Consider the following 17,628-nt stretch of genomic DNA (forward strand, 5'->3'; position numbering starts at 1 on the left):
TTTGAATCATAGTACTGCTCACCTACATGTAATTGATACTATAATTATAAAGCAAAAAAGGTATAACTTCCTCAGTATTTTGAGGTGCTACACCTTCTTACTATAATGGGACTTTTTCAGTGGCCTCCTTACAAGAAGTGGGAGTCTTACGATTGGATAAATCTCAGAAAAAAAGTTCGAAACTATGTTTAATCTTCCACAAATCCAAAACCTCTCATAGCATGAATAATATGCAGCTTCATAGCAGTTTTAGCTCCCTCAGCATCTCGAGCTGCCAAAAATTCCATAATCATGCGATGATCATTTAGCGTATTGCGAACCATTTCTTCATTGGTATCTGACAAAGGAACTCCTTTGTTGATAGCTTGATAAAGAACAGGCATCAGTTGATTCATAAACTCATTATGGGTCGCTTTAGCAATGGCTTGATGAAAGGCCTGTTCTACTTCAGTTCGATCTTCTTTTTTAATGATCAGTTCTTCTTCTAACTTGCCATAATACAAAATTCGCTCAAGTTCTTTATCAGTTGCACGTTTTGCGGCATAATAAGCCGATTGCGGTTCAAAAATGAGCCGCATTTCGTAGAGATCTTGGATATCTGGTTTAAATGCAGAAAGCTCTTTTAAGCCATATGCCTTGTTCAAATCCAGGTTGTCTTTGACATAAGTTCCTTTACCACGCTGGATTTCCAAAACATTATGAGCAATTAAGATGCGAATAGCTTCTCGCAGTGTCGTACGACTCACTTGTAATTTTCCTGCAAGCTCATTCTCATTGGGAAGCTTATCACCTGCTGAAAATTTTTTGTCGATAGTAATCATTGCCAGGATGTCTTCCGCGACATCCTCCACTAAGCTTCTGCCTTCCCTAGCCATCATCTGCCTCCTTTTCAGAAAAATCCGGTCATCTGCCAAGAAACTTCATTCAGTTAACAACTGGACTACTTAAACTTAATAGTGATATCTACAATTTCAGGTGTATTTCCCAACCTAATTGGCGGGCCCCACGTTCCATATCCTGAGGAAACGATGAGTTGAAAGTTTCCTTTTTTAAGGTAGCCCCAATCGTCTTCAAAGATTCGGCGAGTAATTAAGCGAATCGGAAACAACTGTCCTGCATGAGTATGCCCTGATAGCTGTAGGTCAACCCCTTGCTGAACAGGTTCCTCCAATTGTAATGGTTGATGATCCATAACGATAATAGGCAGAGAGTGATTAACTCCCTGAAGCAAGGTCTGTAGAGATTTTCTCTGAACCCCATTATAACGAGCTCCGGATCGATCATCTCTGCCAACTAAATAGAAACTTCCATCGATTTCCTGACTGCTGTCCTTCAAAACTCTTACACCTGCTGCCTCCAAATATTTGACGGCTTCTTCAGCATTTCCTCCAATATACTCATGATTGCCCAACACGGCAAAGGCCCCGTACTGAGCTTTCAATTTTTCAAAGGCTTCCGTCATTTCCTGCTTATTAACCGCTTCAACATTCTCGTCAAATACGTCGCCCGCAAACAGTACAAGGTCAGGCTGCAATTGATTGATCATCCCAACCATCTTAGTAAGATAACTATTATGAATGATCGTACCGAGATGGATATCCGATACCATCACAACATGCAATTGTTTCAGCGAGCCCGCCTGTTTGGCTATTGTAATATCATAATGATTTATGCGCGGGTTTCGCGCATTCCAGGCCCCGTAGCCTACAATTCCCAGCACAAGAACGAAGATCGCCAATCCGAAAGCCGGATTTAGACCCTCCTTCAGAGGAATAAGATGAAAACTATAGTTTACTAAACGCATGAGATCGATGGCAGCAATGATTAATAAAAAGTAAAACATAAAGGCCATCCAATAGGCCCCAATGAGATTTAACCCTTCGTAAAGCCCCTGCGGCAGATATTTTTGCAAAAAGCGGGCAATTAAATAGGACAATGAAATCAGCCCAAAAACAAGCCAATAAACTTTTAGAGGAATAAAGGGGACATAGCTAAATAAAGCTTGCCAGCCACGCAGGCCGATATAATAATTAATTCCTCCATAGACAAGAAAGAAAACAACTCCTATTAGAATGAAAAACGGATTAATCATTTAAACACTTTCACCCCCGATTTTATAACTATAACACAAGGTTTACATTTAATGAACTTGCTGTACAAAATCACTTCATTCATGTTATTATTAGAATTAACTAAATAGTTAGGAATAAGTGATCCCTTCCTGAGGGAAAAGGATTGAAAAGGAAAGTCAGTTAAAGGCTGACGCGGTGCCCGCCACTGTAAAAGGGAATCAATTCACACAATGTCACTGGGACAAACCTGGGAAGACGTGAGTTGATAATGATCTTGAGCCAGGAGACCTGCTTATTCTTAAGCCAAACTACCTACGGGAATGTTAGGGGGTATATATTTGTATTATCTTTAAGCCCTTCTCTTAGGAGACGGGCTTTTCGTTTTGTCTGACGCGGTTGAACAATGCAATGAATTACTTATTAGGAGAGAGAGACTATGAATAACGCCGCCAAAGATATTTGGGATCGTCACCGCTGGCTTCCTTATGGAGTTTCTGTGACTGGTATACACTTGCTAGGTATAATCATGCTGCTATTAAATTTAAAACAATTTCCTCAGTTACTGGGATTTGCTTTTCTCGCCTATACCTTAGGCCTGCGTCATGCCTTTGATGCGGACCATATTGCGGCCATAGACAATACAGTTCGCAAAATGATTCAACAAGAACAAGACCCTATGGGGGTCGGCTTTTTCTTCTCGATTGGTCATTCAACCGTTGTCTGTATCATGTCCATCATTACTGCTGTTTCTATGCATTGGGCACAACAAAACATCCCCCAAATACAAAATTTCGCCAGTATAATAGGAACCGCAGTTGCCGGAGGATTTCTTTTGCTTATAGGACTGTTTAATCTTTACATTTGGTTTGATATCTTTGGCTTTTTCAAGAGAATGCGTCAAGGTGAATTTGACGAAGAAAACCTTGACGAACTTTTATTGAATCGAGGATTCGTAAGCCGTTTTTTTAAACCCCTCTATCGATTTATAAATAAAAGCTGGCATGTTTATCCTTTAGGCTTTCTCTTCGGGCTTAGTTTTGATACAGCTTCGGAAGTTGCTTTACTGGCCATTTCTGCTACACTCGGTACTAAAGGCATGCCCATGACAGCAATTCTTTCTCTGCCTGTTATATTTGCTGCAGGCATGAGTTTGATGGATACAGCAGACGGGGTTTTTATGACGACAGCATATCATTGGGCTTTTTCTACCCCTCTGCGCAAAATTTATTATAATCTTTCGGTTACAGGTTTATCGGTTATTGCCGCCCTCGTCATTGGTATTATTGAACTTGCTCAGATACTCTCAACCAAGCTGGGTTATCATAGCAGTTTTTGGGTCTGGATCCAAAGTCTCAACTTTGGTTCTATCGGTTACATACTTGTCGGTCTTTTTGTTATTACTTGGGCAGTTTCCTATATCATATGGAAAGTTATGGATTTAGAAAATTGCCTGAATTAATTCCCCTTCGCGCTATTGCTATTGATCACTAACGGAGGTTAACAAACATGATCATTCTTTTGGGGGAATCTGCAGCAGCACGTGAATTAAATACACAGCTAACCGCTAGAAAAATTGATGTTATTCAGAGACAATACTGGTCTGAAGAAACTCCCCTGCCATCTCATCCAGCATTAGTTATTGATGCAAGTCACCCTTCTGTGAGCAGTAAATTTACTGCTTTACGACGTCGGTGCGAGGAACTGAACATTCCTTTTATCCGCTTAGAGCGGCCGGAAACTAAAGTTCCCTCCAGCCCTTTAATTTTCCCTGTCTACCATTGGGAAGAAGCTCTAGTCCTGCTTGAGCAACGTATTAACACCTTGCGCAAGCTAAAAGACCGGACAATTACCGTCTTTATTACAACAGGAAGCCATCAGCTTCAATCAATTACCAGTAGTTCTTTTGCCCAATCAGTGCGTCTCGTGGCAAGAATTTTACCCGAAGGGCATTTAGTGCAAAAATGTCGGGAAGCCGGTTTACATCCCCGGGATATTGTGGCAATGCAAGGCCCATTTTCCAAAGAAATTAATAAAGCCCTTTTTAAGTTTTATGGCGCAGATATTGTTCTAACACGCGACAGTGGTCTCGCCGGAGGGACAGACACAAAGATTTCGGCAGCTTTAGAGCTTGGTTTGGATATAGTTCTGGTCAGAAAAGCAAAAACCAATAATGGTTTAACCGTAAACAGCCCTCAAGAATTACTTAATTGGCTGGATCAAAAATTTTCCAATCACGCACTCACTTGAAAGCCCTGCTTCTCTGAGCCTTAGCGAAAGCGAACCGTTGCTTGACAGAATAACAAAATCGGTCTGCCAATGATTATCCATCAGCAGGCCGATTTGTAATGTGATGCTTCTTTTTTGACAAACCAAATACTAGCGGCTTTCCAAATCTTGTTTTTTGCTTTGGAATTCAGCGGAATCAATCTCTCCTCGTGCATAACGTTCACGCAGTATATCCAGGGCGCTATTATGGGTGCTAAATCCCTGAGACTGAACTCTTGACTTACTGCGGCGGAAGAAATAGACAGCGAGTAAAATAATGGCGATTCCAAATATCAAAGGCATAAAAAAGCCCATCATCCCCATTCCGTAGCCGCTGTAACCTCCGTAACCATAGCCATTACCCCAGCCGCCCATCATGTGTCCCCAACCACTCATCATATAAATTCCTCCTTTAAATTTGAATACACCAAGAATATGACTATTTTACTAATACGAACTTCGAAATCCATCTTACTCCTGATTGGTCTTTTCAAGAGAAACAGTATGTTTGCGCCCGCTCAGCCCCGCTTTACGTTCAAAATACTCCTCTCGACTAATCTCACCACGTGCGTAGCGTTCATCTAGGATATCCAGAGGATTACAGGTATGAGCAGGATGCCCCCCAAACAACTCTCCGGAATGTGATTCTTTATAGATAAAATAAGCAATAATCAATAAAATTATTAAGCCAAACATCATAATTCCCCCTTTATCTTCTAGCCCTAGCCATGCTTAAACTGAAACCTATGCATTTTTAGTCTCGATTTTATCTTGCCCAATTTTCCTTCTTTAACAACTAAGCCTTACTTTGTTTTAACTTATTTTCAGCCCTCCTCAAATTCGTAGACTTTTTCCTTTTAAGACTTAGGGATATTCAGCGGTTTCTATGACTTAAGTTTAAGCGTTTAATGCGACATTCTCGTGAAAAACTTGTGAATTTCTTATGAATAATAATTAATTTGACAATATAACTAATCTGCTTTAAACTATGCAAGAGCTGACATTGAGTTTGCGTTTTAAAACGCATCCGAAAATGGGAAAAATACCTGCTATGGACGGCAAGCCAATAGCTTGTTTGCCAGGTATTTTTCAAAAATGAGAGAGGGAAGCATTGCTTCCCTCTCTCATTTTTGAAAAATACCGCATAACCTTATCTCTATCTACAAATGTCTATTTGTCAATACATGCTTCAATAAATCCACTGAATAGAGCACGACTATGTTTCTCAGTTTCGAGCAAGCTTTCAGGATGCCACTGAACTCCCAAGCAAAACTTGGCGGCCGTTTTTTCAATTCCCTCAATGATACCATCTACTGCCTGGGCATTTATCTGAAAGCCTGAGGGGATCTCACGGACAGCTTGGTGATGGAGACTATTGACATCAATGCCCGTCTTCTTCAACAGCGTAAAAAGCAAAGACGTTTGCTTTACTTCAATACTATGCCATGTGTATTGACGGGGCGCAGTTTGTTTATGTTCGATCGCTTCAGGATACTGGGTTGGAATATCTTGGTAGATTTTCCCGCCGGCTGCAACTGCTAATACCTGAATTCCTCGACAAATTCCTAAAAGAGGTAAATCCAGCTGCATAGCCCCCTTCGCCAACAACAGCTCGCTAAAATCCCTTTCAGGAAAGCAAGCTTCAACTCCGCGCTGAGGATCTTCTTTTAAATAGGTAGGAGAAATGTCTCCTCCACCAGTTAATAATAAACCATCTATAAGATCTAAAACCTCTCGGCTTTCTTCGCTATTCTGAACCGGCGGCAGAATAATCGGAGTTCCTCCAGCGTTTCGAATACTGTCCACATAAAAGGCCCGCGGAAACGACTTTAATTCTTCAGAATAATGTGCAGCAGTAATCCCTATCACAGGTCGTTGTCTTCCCATTATTCTTAATCTCCCCTCTAAGAATACAAAAACAGCGTCGGTTCATCGCCGCTACGCTGCCTCGTGTTCAAAAACAATTTTCTATATATCAGCCAACCCAAGACTAATCTCAATGGCTTGATCCACCCTAAGCATCACTTCTTCATCGAGAACTGTCACTTTCTCCTTCAGGCGACTTTTATCGATGGTTCGAATTTGTTCGGTAAGAATGACGGAGTCTCGCTCTAAACCACTGCGTCGAGCTCTTACTTCAACATGTGTAGGTAACTTTGCCTTTGCTATTTGTGATGTGATCGCAGCAATTATTGTGGTCGGGCTGAATTGATTCCCTATGTCGTTTTGAATCACGAGGACCGGACGAGTTCCTCCCTGTTCAGAGCCGACAACGGGGTTAAGTTCTGCGTAATAAATTTCCCCGCGCTTTATGATCATCTCCGACACTCCACCATCGATTCTTCATAGTACTCTAACACTTCTTGTTCCGTTGAGAACAGTTCTCTTGCTATCGACAAATTCAACTGAGCCATTTCGATATAACCTTTGCGCATTTGTTCCTGGATTCCTTTTTTTCGACGTTCATGAAGAATGCTGTTGAGCGCTTCTCGGATAAATTCACTGCGATTACGTTTCTCCACTGTGACGATTCCGTCCACTTCTGCAAGCAAACTCTCCGGCAAACTGATCATAATCCGCTTACTCTCTGCCACATTAGCACCCCCAAGTCTTTTAGCCAAAGCTATACTCTATTATAGACAATAACACAAAAAAGTGTCAACGAACATGAAGAGTAATTAAGCTAAATCACCGCGAAAATAGAACTATTTCGTCATGTAAATTCTGGTAAAGCATGGTATTAAGCAATTTTTACTAATAAATCATTGAATCTATAGATAGTATACCAGTATAGCATGCTTGATATACTCATTTTTGTTCGAAATCGATGATCTGCCGAAATCTATGCTTGCTTCAAAAGCTTATTAACCATCGTTTTATGGGCAAGGGTTTCTAAATAATCATCAAGTTCTGTCAAGCAACTGTCAAAACCTCGCCTGATCAGGGCAAGCTCCAGCAATAGATCCGTAAGATGTGGATTCTTCGGCAAAAGCGGACCATGCAGATAAGTCCCGAAAACATTACGGTATCGGACCCCTTCCGTTCCATCCTGATCATTGTTACCGTGACCCACCGAAACTTTTCCCAATGGGCTAACCCCTTTACCAAGATACGTTTTGCCTGAGTGGTTTTCAAAACCAACTAATGTCCTTAATTTAGGCTCAGAATTATCCCGGGCAAGATTGGACTCTGGGTCAATTTTTAAGGCAGTTGGGTGTAATTCAGCAACAACGTTTCCGATTAAACGTTTCGTACCGGCAATCGTCCAAAGATCAAGGATACCTAATCCAGGAATTTTCTCTCCACCCGCCATTTGATAATAGTTCCCCAGCATTTGATATCCGCCGCAAATACCTAAAACTACCAAGCCATTTTCAATGGCTTGGCGCAGGTCTTTTTCTCTGCGCATTAAATCCTGAACTAGTATACCTTGTTCGCGGTCTGAGCCGCCTCCGAGAAAAAGAATATCCATTCCTGTAAAATCCAGGCTTTCTCCTAAGGAAACTTCTTGGATTTCAGATTCAATCCCTCGCCAACGGCAGCGTGCAGCTAAGGCTAAAATATTACCCCGGTCGCCATAGAGATCGAGCAAATCCGGATAAAGATGACAAATCGTTAGCTTCATGTTCCGGCCCCCTCCTTTCGAGTTCTGTCCTCAATAACTGTTAAGCCAGCTTTCTGCTGTTGTTCGGCCAATAGTTCACGCAGAGTAAAAAGCAAGGTATATGTAGGCAATAAGAAAGCTGCCTCATCTCCCCGACGGCCTTGCTGCAGCAAATTGACAGCCGCAGGCAAGGAATGTTCAATTACAAGTTTATCTTCAGGAATTCCCGCATATTTAAGCCTCAGGGCCATATCTTCTGCCCGAAGTCCGCTGCAAATGATATGTTGTATCCGTTCCTCCCGCATCCCCAAGCGTTCAAAGTCGACATCCCAAAGCCAAGAGATGTCCCGTCCATCAGCTGCTAAATCATTAATTCCTATCATAATCCTTAACGATTTGTCCGCACTAAGAATCGTTTGGATAACTTGGTTAAACCCTGTTGGATTTTTAACAAGAGTTAAGGTAACCTCTCCTCCCGTGAGCCTGAAGCGCTCCATACGCCCAGCTTGAGGAATAAACTCCCGTAATCCTTTTGCAATCAGGCCATCTTCTATTCCGAGCTGACGCGCTGCAGTTAACGCGGCTAATGCATTATAGAGATTATAATAACCTTGCAAAGAGGTAGAAAAGGCAGCAGCGCCCACCTGAAAGTTTAGCAGATCGTCCTCGGCAACGACATTTTGTGCTAAAACATGTGGCTCAGGGCGATGAAATCCGCACCCCTGGCAATGATAGACCCCCAACTGCCCATAGTGAAAGAGGGAATATTTAAGTTCAATACCACACGCAGGACAAAACTTAGCTTCCCTGGTTTCATGACTCTCAAGGCAACTATCAGGCGTCGATTCAACACCATAAAAGCAGGTTCGCACAGAACCTAATCCAAATTGAGCCACTAGAGGATCATCGGCATTAAGAATGAGTAGAGTTTCTGGCGATAATGATTCTTTGACCAAATGCACCGTAGTATCTAATTCACCATATCGATCAAGCTGATCCCGAAAGAAATTAGTCACAATTGCCAAGCTGGGAGTTACTTGTCCACAAAACTTAGGTACAGTAGCCTCATCTACCTCTAACAAAGCGAGCTTGGTACTTGAGGAACCATTCCATTGAGTGTTCTGCAGCAAAGCGCCGGTAATACCCGTAACAAGGTTTGCTCCGGCTTGATTAAAGGCAAAGGATTTCCCCGCCTCGCGTAAAATACTCGCTAATAAATTAGCCGTGGTTGTTTTACCATTAGTACCGGTGACAATCACGATTCCTTCTGTATAGGAGGCGGATAAATGTTTCATAATCTCTGGGGCTATCTTCTGGGCAATTTTTCCTGGTAATGTTGTCCCTTTTTTTCCGCTGATTTGCAAACCTATTGTGATGAGTTTACCCACCCATAGGGCAACCCAAAAACGCCATGTCCGTTTCATAATTACTCCTTTAATTGTTATCCTATTCATTTTAGCACGCATATTTGTATTATCAACCAAAATGATATCCCAGCAAACATTTCAAATGCATTTTTTCCTTCATCAGTGGTGCTGCTTTGCAGCATAGAGATCCGTTAGAAAAAAGAGATTGGCAACAAACAAAAATTAGTTTGTTACCAATCCCTCGTTACTCGGCAATAAAACTAGGCAGCCTGCTTCAGCCTTTTGGTATTTATGTGTATATGTATCAATTACCGGCTTAGAACGCTTTAAAACCATTAATGCTCTGATTCACTAACATATCTAACAATGGGCCCAAAACAAAACTGAGAAACAGGCGAAATCCTTCAGCGAGCACCAAAGTCACGCCAAATCTTAAAAGAATTCTCCTCAATCGGGACGTCGAACGGCGTAAGATTCCGTCATAATCCAGGACTCCAGCAGCACCCCAGCCAAGTATCAGGCAAAGCATAAAAAAGGCATAACTCATCCAAGTTGTCAGATCCAAAGAGGCCATGACACTCCCCCCTTGCCAGAACTTATGTGTCAGCTCAAAGTTTTATACCGTCCAATACCTTATTTACTCAAAATGTGTCACTCTTGGTTTATAACGTTTCTCTTTTAACTTCTTGAAGAAAATTAATCGGGTCAAAGTTTTCTTTAAACAATTGTTCCTGAAAATTACTCACATCTATTTCTTTTTCCATGAGTTCTGAAATACTCCCGGCACCGTCCACCTTATTTAAGGCTGTATACCCAACAATTCTCCCCTCCCTTAAAACGACTTTGCGATAATTTTCGGGGGATGGAGAATCAACCAATTCGACGAACCCTTCTCCCTCAGGTTTCAAAATACCGGCAGTAATCATAGGTAAATCAAAAAAGCCAATGGAATTCATCGCAAAACTGCCGCAATAGGATCTAACATTGCCGCTCATATTTAAACCGGCATTAAAGCCCTGCTTATACGCATTGGCTAATATAGGGAATACCCTCCGCTGCCGATAAATAGTATCATATCCTTCAGCAACATTACCGGCGGCATAAACATCTGCCACACTCGTTGCCATATGCTCATTCACAAGTATTCCACGGTTAACTTGTATCTGTGTATCTTTAACTAAATCAATATTCGGACTTACCCCAAGGGCTAAGATTACTTGCCCGCATTTAAGAGTTATTCCTTGAATAGATACTCCCAACACCTTCCCTTTCCTTCCTATAATCCCCGTGACTACATTACGAAGGCAGAACTTTATTCCATGATCTTCTAACTTTTTTTGAACAAGATAGGCAGCGGGCTCATCTAGAACTGTATTTAAAACCTGCCCGGCAAGTTCAACCACAGTAACATCAACCCCGCATTTGATTAGAGCCTCCGCAGCCTTCAAGCCAGTCAGTCCTGCCCCGATAACCGCGATTCGTTTTCCCGGTGCCACTGTTTTTTCCAAGCCCAGGACGTCATCCCATTTTATAAATGTATGTACGCCTTTCAAATCACAGCCGGGTATGTTAGGCATAATGGGTTTTCCGCCAGTAGCCAGCATCAAGCGATCATATGGAATAGTTTCTCCCGATTCCAGAACTACAAGTTTATCTTCAAGCTTTAACGCGCTAACTCGTTCACCAAGCCTGGGGACAATATCCAACCGCTGATAATAATCCTTGGGACGATAATACGTTTTAGAAACAGGCAGCTTTTCGGAAAGATAATAGGAAATCAGACGCCGTGAATATGTATGGTAAGGCTCGTCCGAAATTAACGTGATCCTACCATTTTTATCGGCGCTGCGAATCCCTTCAACAGTTCCGATAGCCGCCGCCGAATTTCCCACAACAACATAATTCATTCGCCGTTACCTCCTCTTTTCCCTCAAAGACTCATCAGTAAGATAAACACCTTGTAAACCCTAATCTTCTATTTCTATTATTCAAGGTAAGGATTTATGAATCTTATAAAAGTGGGGGCCTTAAAAACCGGATAAAAATCCCCCAAACTAATTTTCAGTCTGGGGGAAAATGTTATTGAGCAATAATAAAATCGCCTATAGGACACTTTTGCCCATGAGATATTTATCAACTTCTCGAGCAGCAAGCTTACCTTCTTGGATTGCCCAAACAATAAGGCTCTGACCTCTTCTCATATCGCCTGCGACAAAGACTTTCTCTACATTCGTCTCAAAAATCTCATATTCGGCTTTCACATTACTTCTGGAATCCCTCTCCAGTTTAAGTTCAGCGGGAATGGTATCTTCCGGACCCAAAAAGCCCATAGCCAGAAGAACGATGTCAGCTTTCCACACTTTCTCACTGCCTGGCACTTCCTGAGGCACCATTCTTCCAGAATCATTCTTAACCCAGGTGATCTCTACAGTATGAACCTCTTTGACTTCTCCATTCTCATTCCCAACGATTCTTTTAGTCGAAATGAGATAATTTCTAGGGTCCTTGCCATAGAGATTTATGGCCTCTTCCTGACCGTAATCAACTTTAAGCTTAAGCGGCCATTCCGGCCATGGATTCGAAGCTTCTCTGCGTTTTTCAGGAGGTTCAGGCATAATTTCAAATTGCTGAACACTCTTGCAGCCGTGTCGCAGGGACGTAGCCACACAGTCGGTCCCTGTGTCCCCTCCGCCAATAATAATAACATCTTTGTCTTTAGCGGTTATATAACTGCCGTCTTGAAGATTGGAATCAAGAAGACTCTTGGTATTTGCTTTGAGAAAATCTACCGCATAGTAAACTCCCTTTAAATCATTACCCTCAACATTGAGTCCCCGTGCCTTGGCAGCTCCGGCACATAGTATAACCGCATCATATTGGTTCACGAGTTCCTGAGCAGGGATATCTTTGCCTACCTCAGTATTCAACACAAATTGAATTCCCGAAGCTTTCATCAGCTCAAGACGTCGTTCCACGACTCGTTTATCAAGCTTCATGTTGGGAATGCCATACATCATCAGTCCGCCAGCCCTGTCGTTCCTTTCATAGACGGTTACATCATGGCCAACAGCATTTAAATAATAGGCTGCCGACATCCCTGACGGCCCTGAGCCGACAATGGCAATCTTCTTTCCTGTCTTTTTAGCGTTTTTAGGGCGAACCCATCCTTCTGCGAAAGCCCTTTCAATAATTTCATACTCAATACTATTAACGGTCACAGGTTCCAGAATATAGCCTTCTGTGCAAGCGCCTTCGCAAGGTGCCGGGCAGACTCTTGAGGTGAATTCCGGGAAAGGGCTGGTGCGCGTCAGTCTTTTATAGGCCTCTTCCCATTGACCTTTATAAACCAGCTCATTCCACTCAGGAATAAGATTATGCAAAGGGCACCCTGAAGCCATTCCGTTGAGCAGAACTCCGCCCTGACAGAAAGGGACTCCGCAATTCATACATCTCGCTCCCTGAGTTTTAATAACCTCAGAGTCCTGATGAAGGCGCATTTCCTCCCAGTCTTTAATTCTGTCTTCAGGAGAACGTTTTTTTGGATTTATTCTTTCATACTCTAAAAACCCAGTCGCTTTTCCCATTGTAAGTCCCACCTTAATCATATAGTCCTTTAATTTTTTAATTTTTAAAATGCTCTTCGAACGCTGCCATCAAGGCTTCCTCACCGTTTAAGCCCGCCTTATGAGCCTTATCAATGTTTTGAAGCATACGTTTGTAATCTTTAGGTATTACTTTGGTGAATCTCTGAGCATAACCTGTCCAATCCAGAAGAATGTTCTTGCCTAAGGGGCTGCCGGTGTACTCAACATGTTTTTCAATCATGCTCTTGATTTCATTCATTTCTTCCTCAGATTCGATCGTTTCCAGTAACACCATCGATTTATTACAGTATATTTCGTCAAAGTCCAGAATATAGGCTACCCCGCCGGACATCCCTGCCGCAAAGTTCCTTCCTGTTTTACCCAGGATAACGACTTTACCGCCTGTCATATATTCACAGCCATGATCGCCTACTCCCTCAACAACTGCTTTAACCCCGCTGTTTCTTACACAGAACCTTTCCCCGGCGATCCCATTGATATAGGCTTCTCCCGAAGTAGCTCCATATAAGGCCACATTACCGATCAGGATGTTTTCTTCAGGCTGGAAGTTTGACGCTTTGGGGGGATAGACGATAATTTTACCACCGGAAAGTCCTTTGCCTAAATAATCGTTGGCATCTCCCTCCAACTCTAAGGACATACCCTTAGGAATAAAGGCTCCAAAGCTTTGACCGGCCGAACCCACAAAGGTTAATTTGATTGTGTCTTCCGGCAGCCCGTTTTCACCATATCTCTTGGAGATTTCACTTCCAACAATGGTTCCAACAACCCTGTCAACATTATTGATTTTCAATTTCGCCCGAATCGGTTTCTGGTTTTCCAAGGCAGGTTTGCACATTCTGAGGAGCTTTTTAATATCCAGTGATTTCTCCAGCATATGATTCTGCTTTTGCGTATTAAACCGACCAACATCGGCCCCGGCATAGGGCTGATAAAGAATTTGAGACAAATCAAGATTAGCGGCTTTCCAATTTTTTATTATCTCTTTGGTCTTTAGTCTGTCCGTGCGCCCGACCATTTCGTCAACAGTCCTAAAGCCTAGTTTCGCCATAATTTCACGCATTTCTTGAGCAACAAAACGCATAAAGTTTTCAACGTATTCAGGCTTACCGTTAAAGTTTTTCCTTAATGTTTTATCCTGAGTTGCGATTCCGACGGGACAGGTATTAAGATTGCACACTCTCATCATGACACACCCGATAGCGATAAGAGGTGTCGTCGAAAATCCATATTCTTCGGCCCCAAGCATAGCCGCGATCACAACATCCCTGCCTGTAAGCAGCTTGCCGTCAGTTTCAACAACTACCCTGTCTCTCAGCTTATTGAGTACTAAGGTTTGATGAGTCTCAGCCAATCCCAGTTCCCAGGGAAGACCTGCATTTTTGATACTGGTTCTTGGCGAAGCTCCCGTCCCTCCATCATAACCGCTGATCAGAATGACGTCCGCTTTTCCTTTTGCCACCCCGGCAGCAATAGTTCCAACGCCAACTTCCGAAACAAGCTTGACACTAATTCGTGCCTCTTTGTTGGCATTCTTCAAATCATGAATCAGCTCAGCCAAATCTTCAATAGAATAAATATCATGATGGGGCGGCGGTGAAATAAGATCAACACCCGGCGTAGAATGTCTGACTTTGGCTATCTCCGGATAAACCTTGCGTCCCGGAAGCTGGCCGCCTTCACCGGGTTTAGCTCCCTGAGCCATTTTTATCTGAATTTCTTTGGCATTAGCAAGATAGTTGCTGGTCACACCGAAACGTCCAGAGGCAACCTGTTTGATAGCACTGTTCTTGGAATCGCCATTAGGCAGCAGCGTAAACCGCTCGAGATCCTCTCCGCCCTCACCGGTGTTACTTTTTCCGCCCAGCCGATTCATGGCAATGGCTAAACATTCGTGTGCTTCTTTGCTGATGGAACCATAGGACATCGCCCCGGTCTTAAACCTTTTGACAATGGACTCAACAGATTCCACTTCTTCAACAGGAATTGTATCTCCCGAATTTACTTTAAAGTCGAGGAGATTCCTTAAGGTATAAATTCCCTCTTCAGTAATCTTTTTCGAGAAATCCTTATACAGAGGGTAGTTCCCTTCCCTGCATGCTTTCTGAAGCGTATAGATTGTTTCCGGGTTGTAAAGATGGATTTCTCCATCATCCTTGCACTGAAAATACCCGCCAACTTCAAGAGTATCCGTGTAAGGGGAGTTTTCAAGATAAGCACTTTCATGCCGCATCTGATTTTCTAAAGCAATTTCTTCCAAACCAATCCCTTCAATTCTTGAAGGAGTGGATGTGAAATACTTTTCGATAAGATCCTTTCTCAGACCCACTGCCTCAAAAATCTGAGCACCGTGATAACTTCGCATCGTAGAAATGCCCATCTTGGTAAGGACTTTGAGAATACCTTTGACAGAAGCCTTGATGTAGTTCTTTTTAGCTTCTTCATAACTCAGTCCATCCAATAAACCTCTTTCAGCAAGATCCTTAAGAGTCTCATAGGCGAGATAGGGGTTAATGGCCGTAACACCATAGCCAATAAGAGTACAGAAATGATGAACTTCCCTGGGTTCACCTGATTCAAGGACAATACCGATATTGGTTCTTATTTCTTTGCGAATCATATGATGGTGAAGTCCGGAGGACGCTAAAAGAGCAGGAATAGCAGCAAATTCTTTACTAACCCCTCGGTCAGAGAGAATAATAATATTAGCTCCTTCACCGATCGCTTGATCGGCTTTCCGGAAGACTTTATCCAAAGCCTTTTCCATAGCTTTTGAGCCCTCGGAAACATTATATAATATTGAAATGGTTACTGCTTTTAACTTGTCATTATTAAGAGCCTTAATGGTATTTAACTGTTCATTGGTTAAGATGGGGTGTTCCAAGGCCAAGCTGGCGGAGTTTCTTTGGTCCGGATCCAATAGGTTTCCTGTATCCCCAAGAAGAATACTACCGGAAGTAATAATCTCTTCTCGGATACCGTCAATTGGAGGATTAGTAACCTGAGCAAACAGTTGTTTAAAATAAAAATATAACATTTGCGGTTTCTCAGATAACACCGCCAAAGGAGAATCCATACCCATTGCCCCCACGGGATCAACACCTTGTATCGCCATAGGCTCCATAGTTTTGGTAAGATCCTCAAAGGTATAGCCAAAAGCTTTCTGGAGTTGAATTAGGTTCTCCGATACCTTTTCTTCCTCAGTCTTTACAACGGGCAAATCGCTGAGCCGAACGATATGACGTTCATTCCATTCTTTATATGAATGTAAAGACGCCACACTGCTTTTAATTTCTTCATCCGAGATAATTCTTTGCGCTTCTGTATCAATAAGCAGCATCTTCCCCGGTTCCAGGCGGCCTTTATATTTAACATTTTCAGGTTTAATGTCTATGACTCCCACTTCAGAAGCCAGGACTACCTTATCATCATTTGTTACGTAATAACGCGAAGGCCGAAGACCGTTTCTATCCAGAACACCGCCAACAACAACACCATCCGTAAACGCCATCGCAGCCGGACCATCCCAAGGTTCCATAAGAAAGTCATTAAACCTGTAAAAGTCCTTTTTCGTCTCAGACATTAAATCGTTCTTCTCCCACGGTTCGGGAATCATCATCATCACCGAATGAGGCAGTGATCTTCCAGTGAGATGGAGAAATTCAAGACTATTGTCAAACATCGCCGAGTCACTGCCAGATTCATCAATAATAGGGAATACTTTAGAAAGATCGTCAAACAGAGGGGAATCAATACATTTCTGTCTCGCCTTCATCCAGTTAACATTGCCCCGAATGGTATTAATTTCCCCGTTGTGAACGAGATACCGATTGGGATGGGCCCTCTCCCAGCTGGGAAACGTATTGGTGCTAAACCGCGAATGGACCATAGCCAAGGCCGAGGCAAAATCCAGATCGGAAAGATCAAGATAAAAATTTCTAAGTTGTTCTGCCGTAAGCATACCTTTATAGACGATGGTCTTCGAGGAAAGACTGGCGATATAAAACGTTCCACCCTTATCCTCACACATCGGAACGATAACTTTTTCTGCCCGTTTTCTGATAACGTAAAGTTTCCGTTCGAAATCCATTTGATCCGTGATCGCTGTATCCTTCGCTATGAAAACCTGAATAAATCTCGGCATGACAGCCTTTGCTCCTTCACCGATGGTCGTCATGTCGATGGGAACTTCTCTCCAGCCTAAAATTCTCTGACCTTCTTCTAAAACAATCTTTTCAAAGGTTTCCATTTGAGTTTTGCGAAAGTCTTTATATTTATGAGCAAAAATCATACCTACGCCATAGCCGCCTTTGTCAGGCAAATCAAAGCCCAGAACCTCACATTCTCTTTTGAAAAAATTGTGAGGAATCTGGATTAAGATCCCTGCACCGTCGCCGGTATTTTCATCGGCACCGCTTGCCCCTCTGTGGCTTAAATTTTCCAGAACTGTTAAAGCCTCTTCAACGATATCATGAGACTTTTTCCCTTTGATATTAACAACGAATCCCATACCGCATGCATCATGTTCTAACGCGGGATCATAAAGGCCCTGCTTATTTGGTAAATGATAGTTTTGCATAATACCCACCCTTTATGGACTTCAATTTAATTAATAATTTTAACATAAAATGTTCAATAGAATCATTACAGTTTTAAGAAAAGTTGTTATTACTATATAACAATCCTTTCCTGAGTGTAATTTATATTTTAGCATA

Annotated in this window: 15 protein-coding genes and 1 riboswitch; of the genes, 2 read left to right on the top strand and 13 right to left on the bottom strand. The window is 42.4% G+C overall.

Annotation, left to right across the window (positions count from 1 at the left end; translation table 11 throughout):
• Positions 1–188 precede the first annotated feature (188 nt).
• Positions 189–875, bottom strand: a complete 687-nt coding sequence (locus tag B5771_RS01075) for a FadR/GntR family transcriptional regulator (protein ID WP_047810886.1) — start codon at positions 873–875, stop codon at positions 189–191.
• Positions 876–940: 65 nt separating this feature from the next.
• On the bottom strand, positions 941–2,092 hold the full coding sequence (locus B5771_RS01080) for a metallophosphoesterase (RefSeq protein ID WP_047810885.1): 1,152 nt from the start codon (positions 2,090–2,092) through the stop codon (positions 941–943).
• Between the two features lie 99 nt (positions 2,093–2,191).
• Positions 2,192–2,383, top strand: a riboswitch (cobalamin riboswitch).
• 125 nt (positions 2,384–2,508) lie between these two features.
• Between B5771_RS01080 and B5771_RS01085 the strand changes: the two genes are divergently transcribed.
• Both B5771_RS01085 and B5771_RS01090 read left to right on the top strand, forming a co-directional pair.
• Complete coding sequence (locus B5771_RS01085; RefSeq protein WP_047810884.1) at positions 2,509–3,531, top strand: HoxN/HupN/NixA family nickel/cobalt transporter; 1,023 nt, start codon at positions 2,509–2,511, stop codon at positions 3,529–3,531.
• A 47-nt stretch (positions 3,532–3,578) separates the two neighbouring features.
• The gene (locus tag B5771_RS01090; protein ID WP_047810883.1) at positions 3,579–4,319 is read left to right on the top strand and encodes a precorrin-6A/cobalt-precorrin-6A reductase; all 741 of its coding nucleotides are present in this window, start codon (positions 3,579–3,581) and stop codon (positions 4,317–4,319) included.
• A gap of 129 nt (positions 4,320–4,448) precedes the next feature.
• On the opposite strand, the gene B5771_RS01095 is transcribed toward B5771_RS01090, so the two are convergent.
• The 11 genes from B5771_RS01095 to gltB all read right to left on the bottom strand — a co-directional run bounded on the left by B5771_RS01095 (position 4,449) and on the right by gltB (position 17,492).
• Positions 4,449–4,736: an SHOCT domain-containing protein gene (locus B5771_RS01095; protein ID WP_172408116.1), complete on the bottom strand. Its 288-nt coding sequence runs from the start codon at positions 4,734–4,736 to the stop codon at positions 4,449–4,451.
• Between the two features lie 72 nt (positions 4,737–4,808).
• On the bottom strand, positions 4,809–5,033 hold the full coding sequence (locus B5771_RS01100) for an SHOCT domain-containing protein (protein WP_242966689.1): 225 nt from the start codon (positions 5,031–5,033) through the stop codon (positions 4,809–4,811).
• A 474-nt stretch (positions 5,034–5,507) separates the two neighbouring features.
• Positions 5,508–6,224 (bottom strand): gamma-glutamyl-gamma-aminobutyrate hydrolase family protein, encoded by a 717-nt coding sequence (locus B5771_RS01105; RefSeq protein ID WP_088185888.1) that lies wholly within the window; start codon positions 6,222–6,224, stop codon positions 5,508–5,510.
• 81 nt (positions 6,225–6,305) lie between these two features.
• Entirely contained in the window at positions 6,306–6,656 is a 351-nt protein-coding gene (locus B5771_RS01110) for a type II toxin-antitoxin system PemK/MazF family toxin (RefSeq protein ID WP_014825820.1), read from the bottom strand.
• A complete protein-coding gene (locus tag B5771_RS01115) occupies positions 6,653–6,931 on the bottom strand; it encodes a ribbon-helix-helix protein, CopG family (protein ID WP_047810879.1) in 279 nt (92 codons plus the stop codon). The genes B5771_RS01110 and B5771_RS01115 overlap by 4 nt, the downstream gene beginning before the upstream one ends.
• Positions 6,932–7,179: 248 nt before the next feature.
• Positions 7,180–7,962, bottom strand: a complete 783-nt coding sequence (locus B5771_RS01120; protein WP_088185889.1) for a glutamine amidotransferase — start codon at positions 7,960–7,962, stop codon at positions 7,180–7,182.
• Positions 7,959–9,365 (bottom strand): MurT ligase domain-containing protein, encoded by a 1,407-nt coding sequence (locus B5771_RS01125; protein ID WP_088185890.1) that lies wholly within the window; start codon positions 9,363–9,365, stop codon positions 7,959–7,961. The genes B5771_RS01120 and B5771_RS01125 overlap by 4 nt, the downstream gene beginning before the upstream one ends.
• A gap of 259 nt (positions 9,366–9,624) precedes the next feature.
• A complete protein-coding gene (locus tag B5771_RS01130) occupies positions 9,625–9,882 on the bottom strand; it encodes a hypothetical protein (RefSeq protein ID WP_088185891.1) in 258 nt (85 codons plus the stop codon).
• A gap of 88 nt (positions 9,883–9,970) precedes the next feature.
• Positions 9,971–11,215 carry an FAD-dependent oxidoreductase gene (locus B5771_RS01135; protein WP_088185892.1) on the bottom strand — a complete coding sequence of 415 codons (1,245 nt, stop codon included), beginning with the start codon at positions 11,213–11,215 and terminating at the stop codon, positions 9,971–9,973.
• A 195-nt stretch (positions 11,216–11,410) separates the two neighbouring features.
• The gene (locus B5771_RS01140) at positions 11,411–12,892 is read right to left on the bottom strand and encodes a glutamate synthase subunit beta (RefSeq protein ID WP_088185893.1); all 1,482 of its coding nucleotides are present in this window, start codon (positions 12,890–12,892) and stop codon (positions 11,411–11,413) included.
• 37 nt (positions 12,893–12,929) lie between these two features.
• A complete protein-coding gene (gene gltB, locus B5771_RS01145) occupies positions 12,930–17,492 on the bottom strand; it encodes a glutamate synthase large subunit (RefSeq protein WP_088185894.1) in 4,563 nt (1,520 codons plus the stop codon).
• Between the last annotated feature and the right edge of the window lie 136 nt (positions 17,493–17,628).

Origin of the sequence: Desulfosporosinus sp. FKA (genome assembly GCF_002196785.1) — a bacterium.
Taxonomy (GTDB): Bacteria; Bacillota; Desulfitobacteriia; order Desulfitobacteriales; family Desulfitobacteriaceae; genus Desulfosporosinus; species Desulfosporosinus acididurans.

Coding starts and splice junctions, on each gene's coding strand:
- B5771_RS01075 (WP_047810886.1), bottom strand. CDS start 875: ATGGCTAGGGAAGGCAGAAGCTTAGTGGAGGATGTCGCGGAAGACATC.
- B5771_RS01140 (WP_088185893.1), bottom strand. CDS start 12,892: ATGGGAAAAGCGACTGGGTTTTTAGAGTATGAAAGAATAAATCCAAAA.
- B5771_RS01090 (WP_047810883.1), top strand. CDS start 3,579: ATGATCATTCTTTTGGGGGAATCTGCAGCAGCACGTGAATTAAATACA.
- B5771_RS01120 (WP_088185889.1), bottom strand. CDS start 7,962: ATGAAGCTAACGATTTGTCATCTTTATCCGGATTTGCTCGATCTCTAT.
- B5771_RS01110 (WP_014825820.1), bottom strand. CDS start 6,656: ATGATCATAAAGCGCGGGGAAATTTATTACGCAGAACTTAACCCCGTT.
- B5771_RS01125 (WP_088185890.1), bottom strand. CDS start 9,365: ATGAAACGGACATGGCGTTTTTGGGTTGCCCTATGGGTGGGTAAACTC.
- B5771_RS01130 (WP_088185891.1), bottom strand. CDS start 9,882: ATGGCCTCTTTGGATCTGACAACTTGGATGAGTTATGCCTTTTTTATG.
- B5771_RS01105 (WP_088185888.1), bottom strand. CDS start 6,224: ATGGGAAGACAACGACCTGTGATAGGGATTACTGCTGCACATTATTCT.
- B5771_RS01085 (WP_047810884.1), top strand. CDS start 2,509: ATGAATAACGCCGCCAAAGATATTTGGGATCGTCACCGCTGGCTTCCT.
- B5771_RS01100 (WP_242966689.1), bottom strand. CDS start 5,033: ATGTTTGGCTTAATAATTTTATTGATTATTGCTTATTTTATCTATAAA.
- B5771_RS01095 (WP_172408116.1), bottom strand. CDS start 4,736: ATGATGAGTGGTTGGGGACACATGATGGGCGGCTGGGGTAATGGCTAT.
- B5771_RS01135 (WP_088185892.1), bottom strand. CDS start 11,215: ATGAATTATGTTGTTGTGGGAAATTCGGCGGCGGCTATCGGAACTGTT.
- B5771_RS01080 (WP_047810885.1), bottom strand. CDS start 2,092: ATGATTAATCCGTTTTTCATTCTAATAGGAGTTGTTTTCTTTCTTGTC.
- gltB (WP_088185894.1), bottom strand. CDS start 17,492: ATGCAAAACTATCATTTACCAAATAAGCAGGGCCTTTATGATCCCGCG.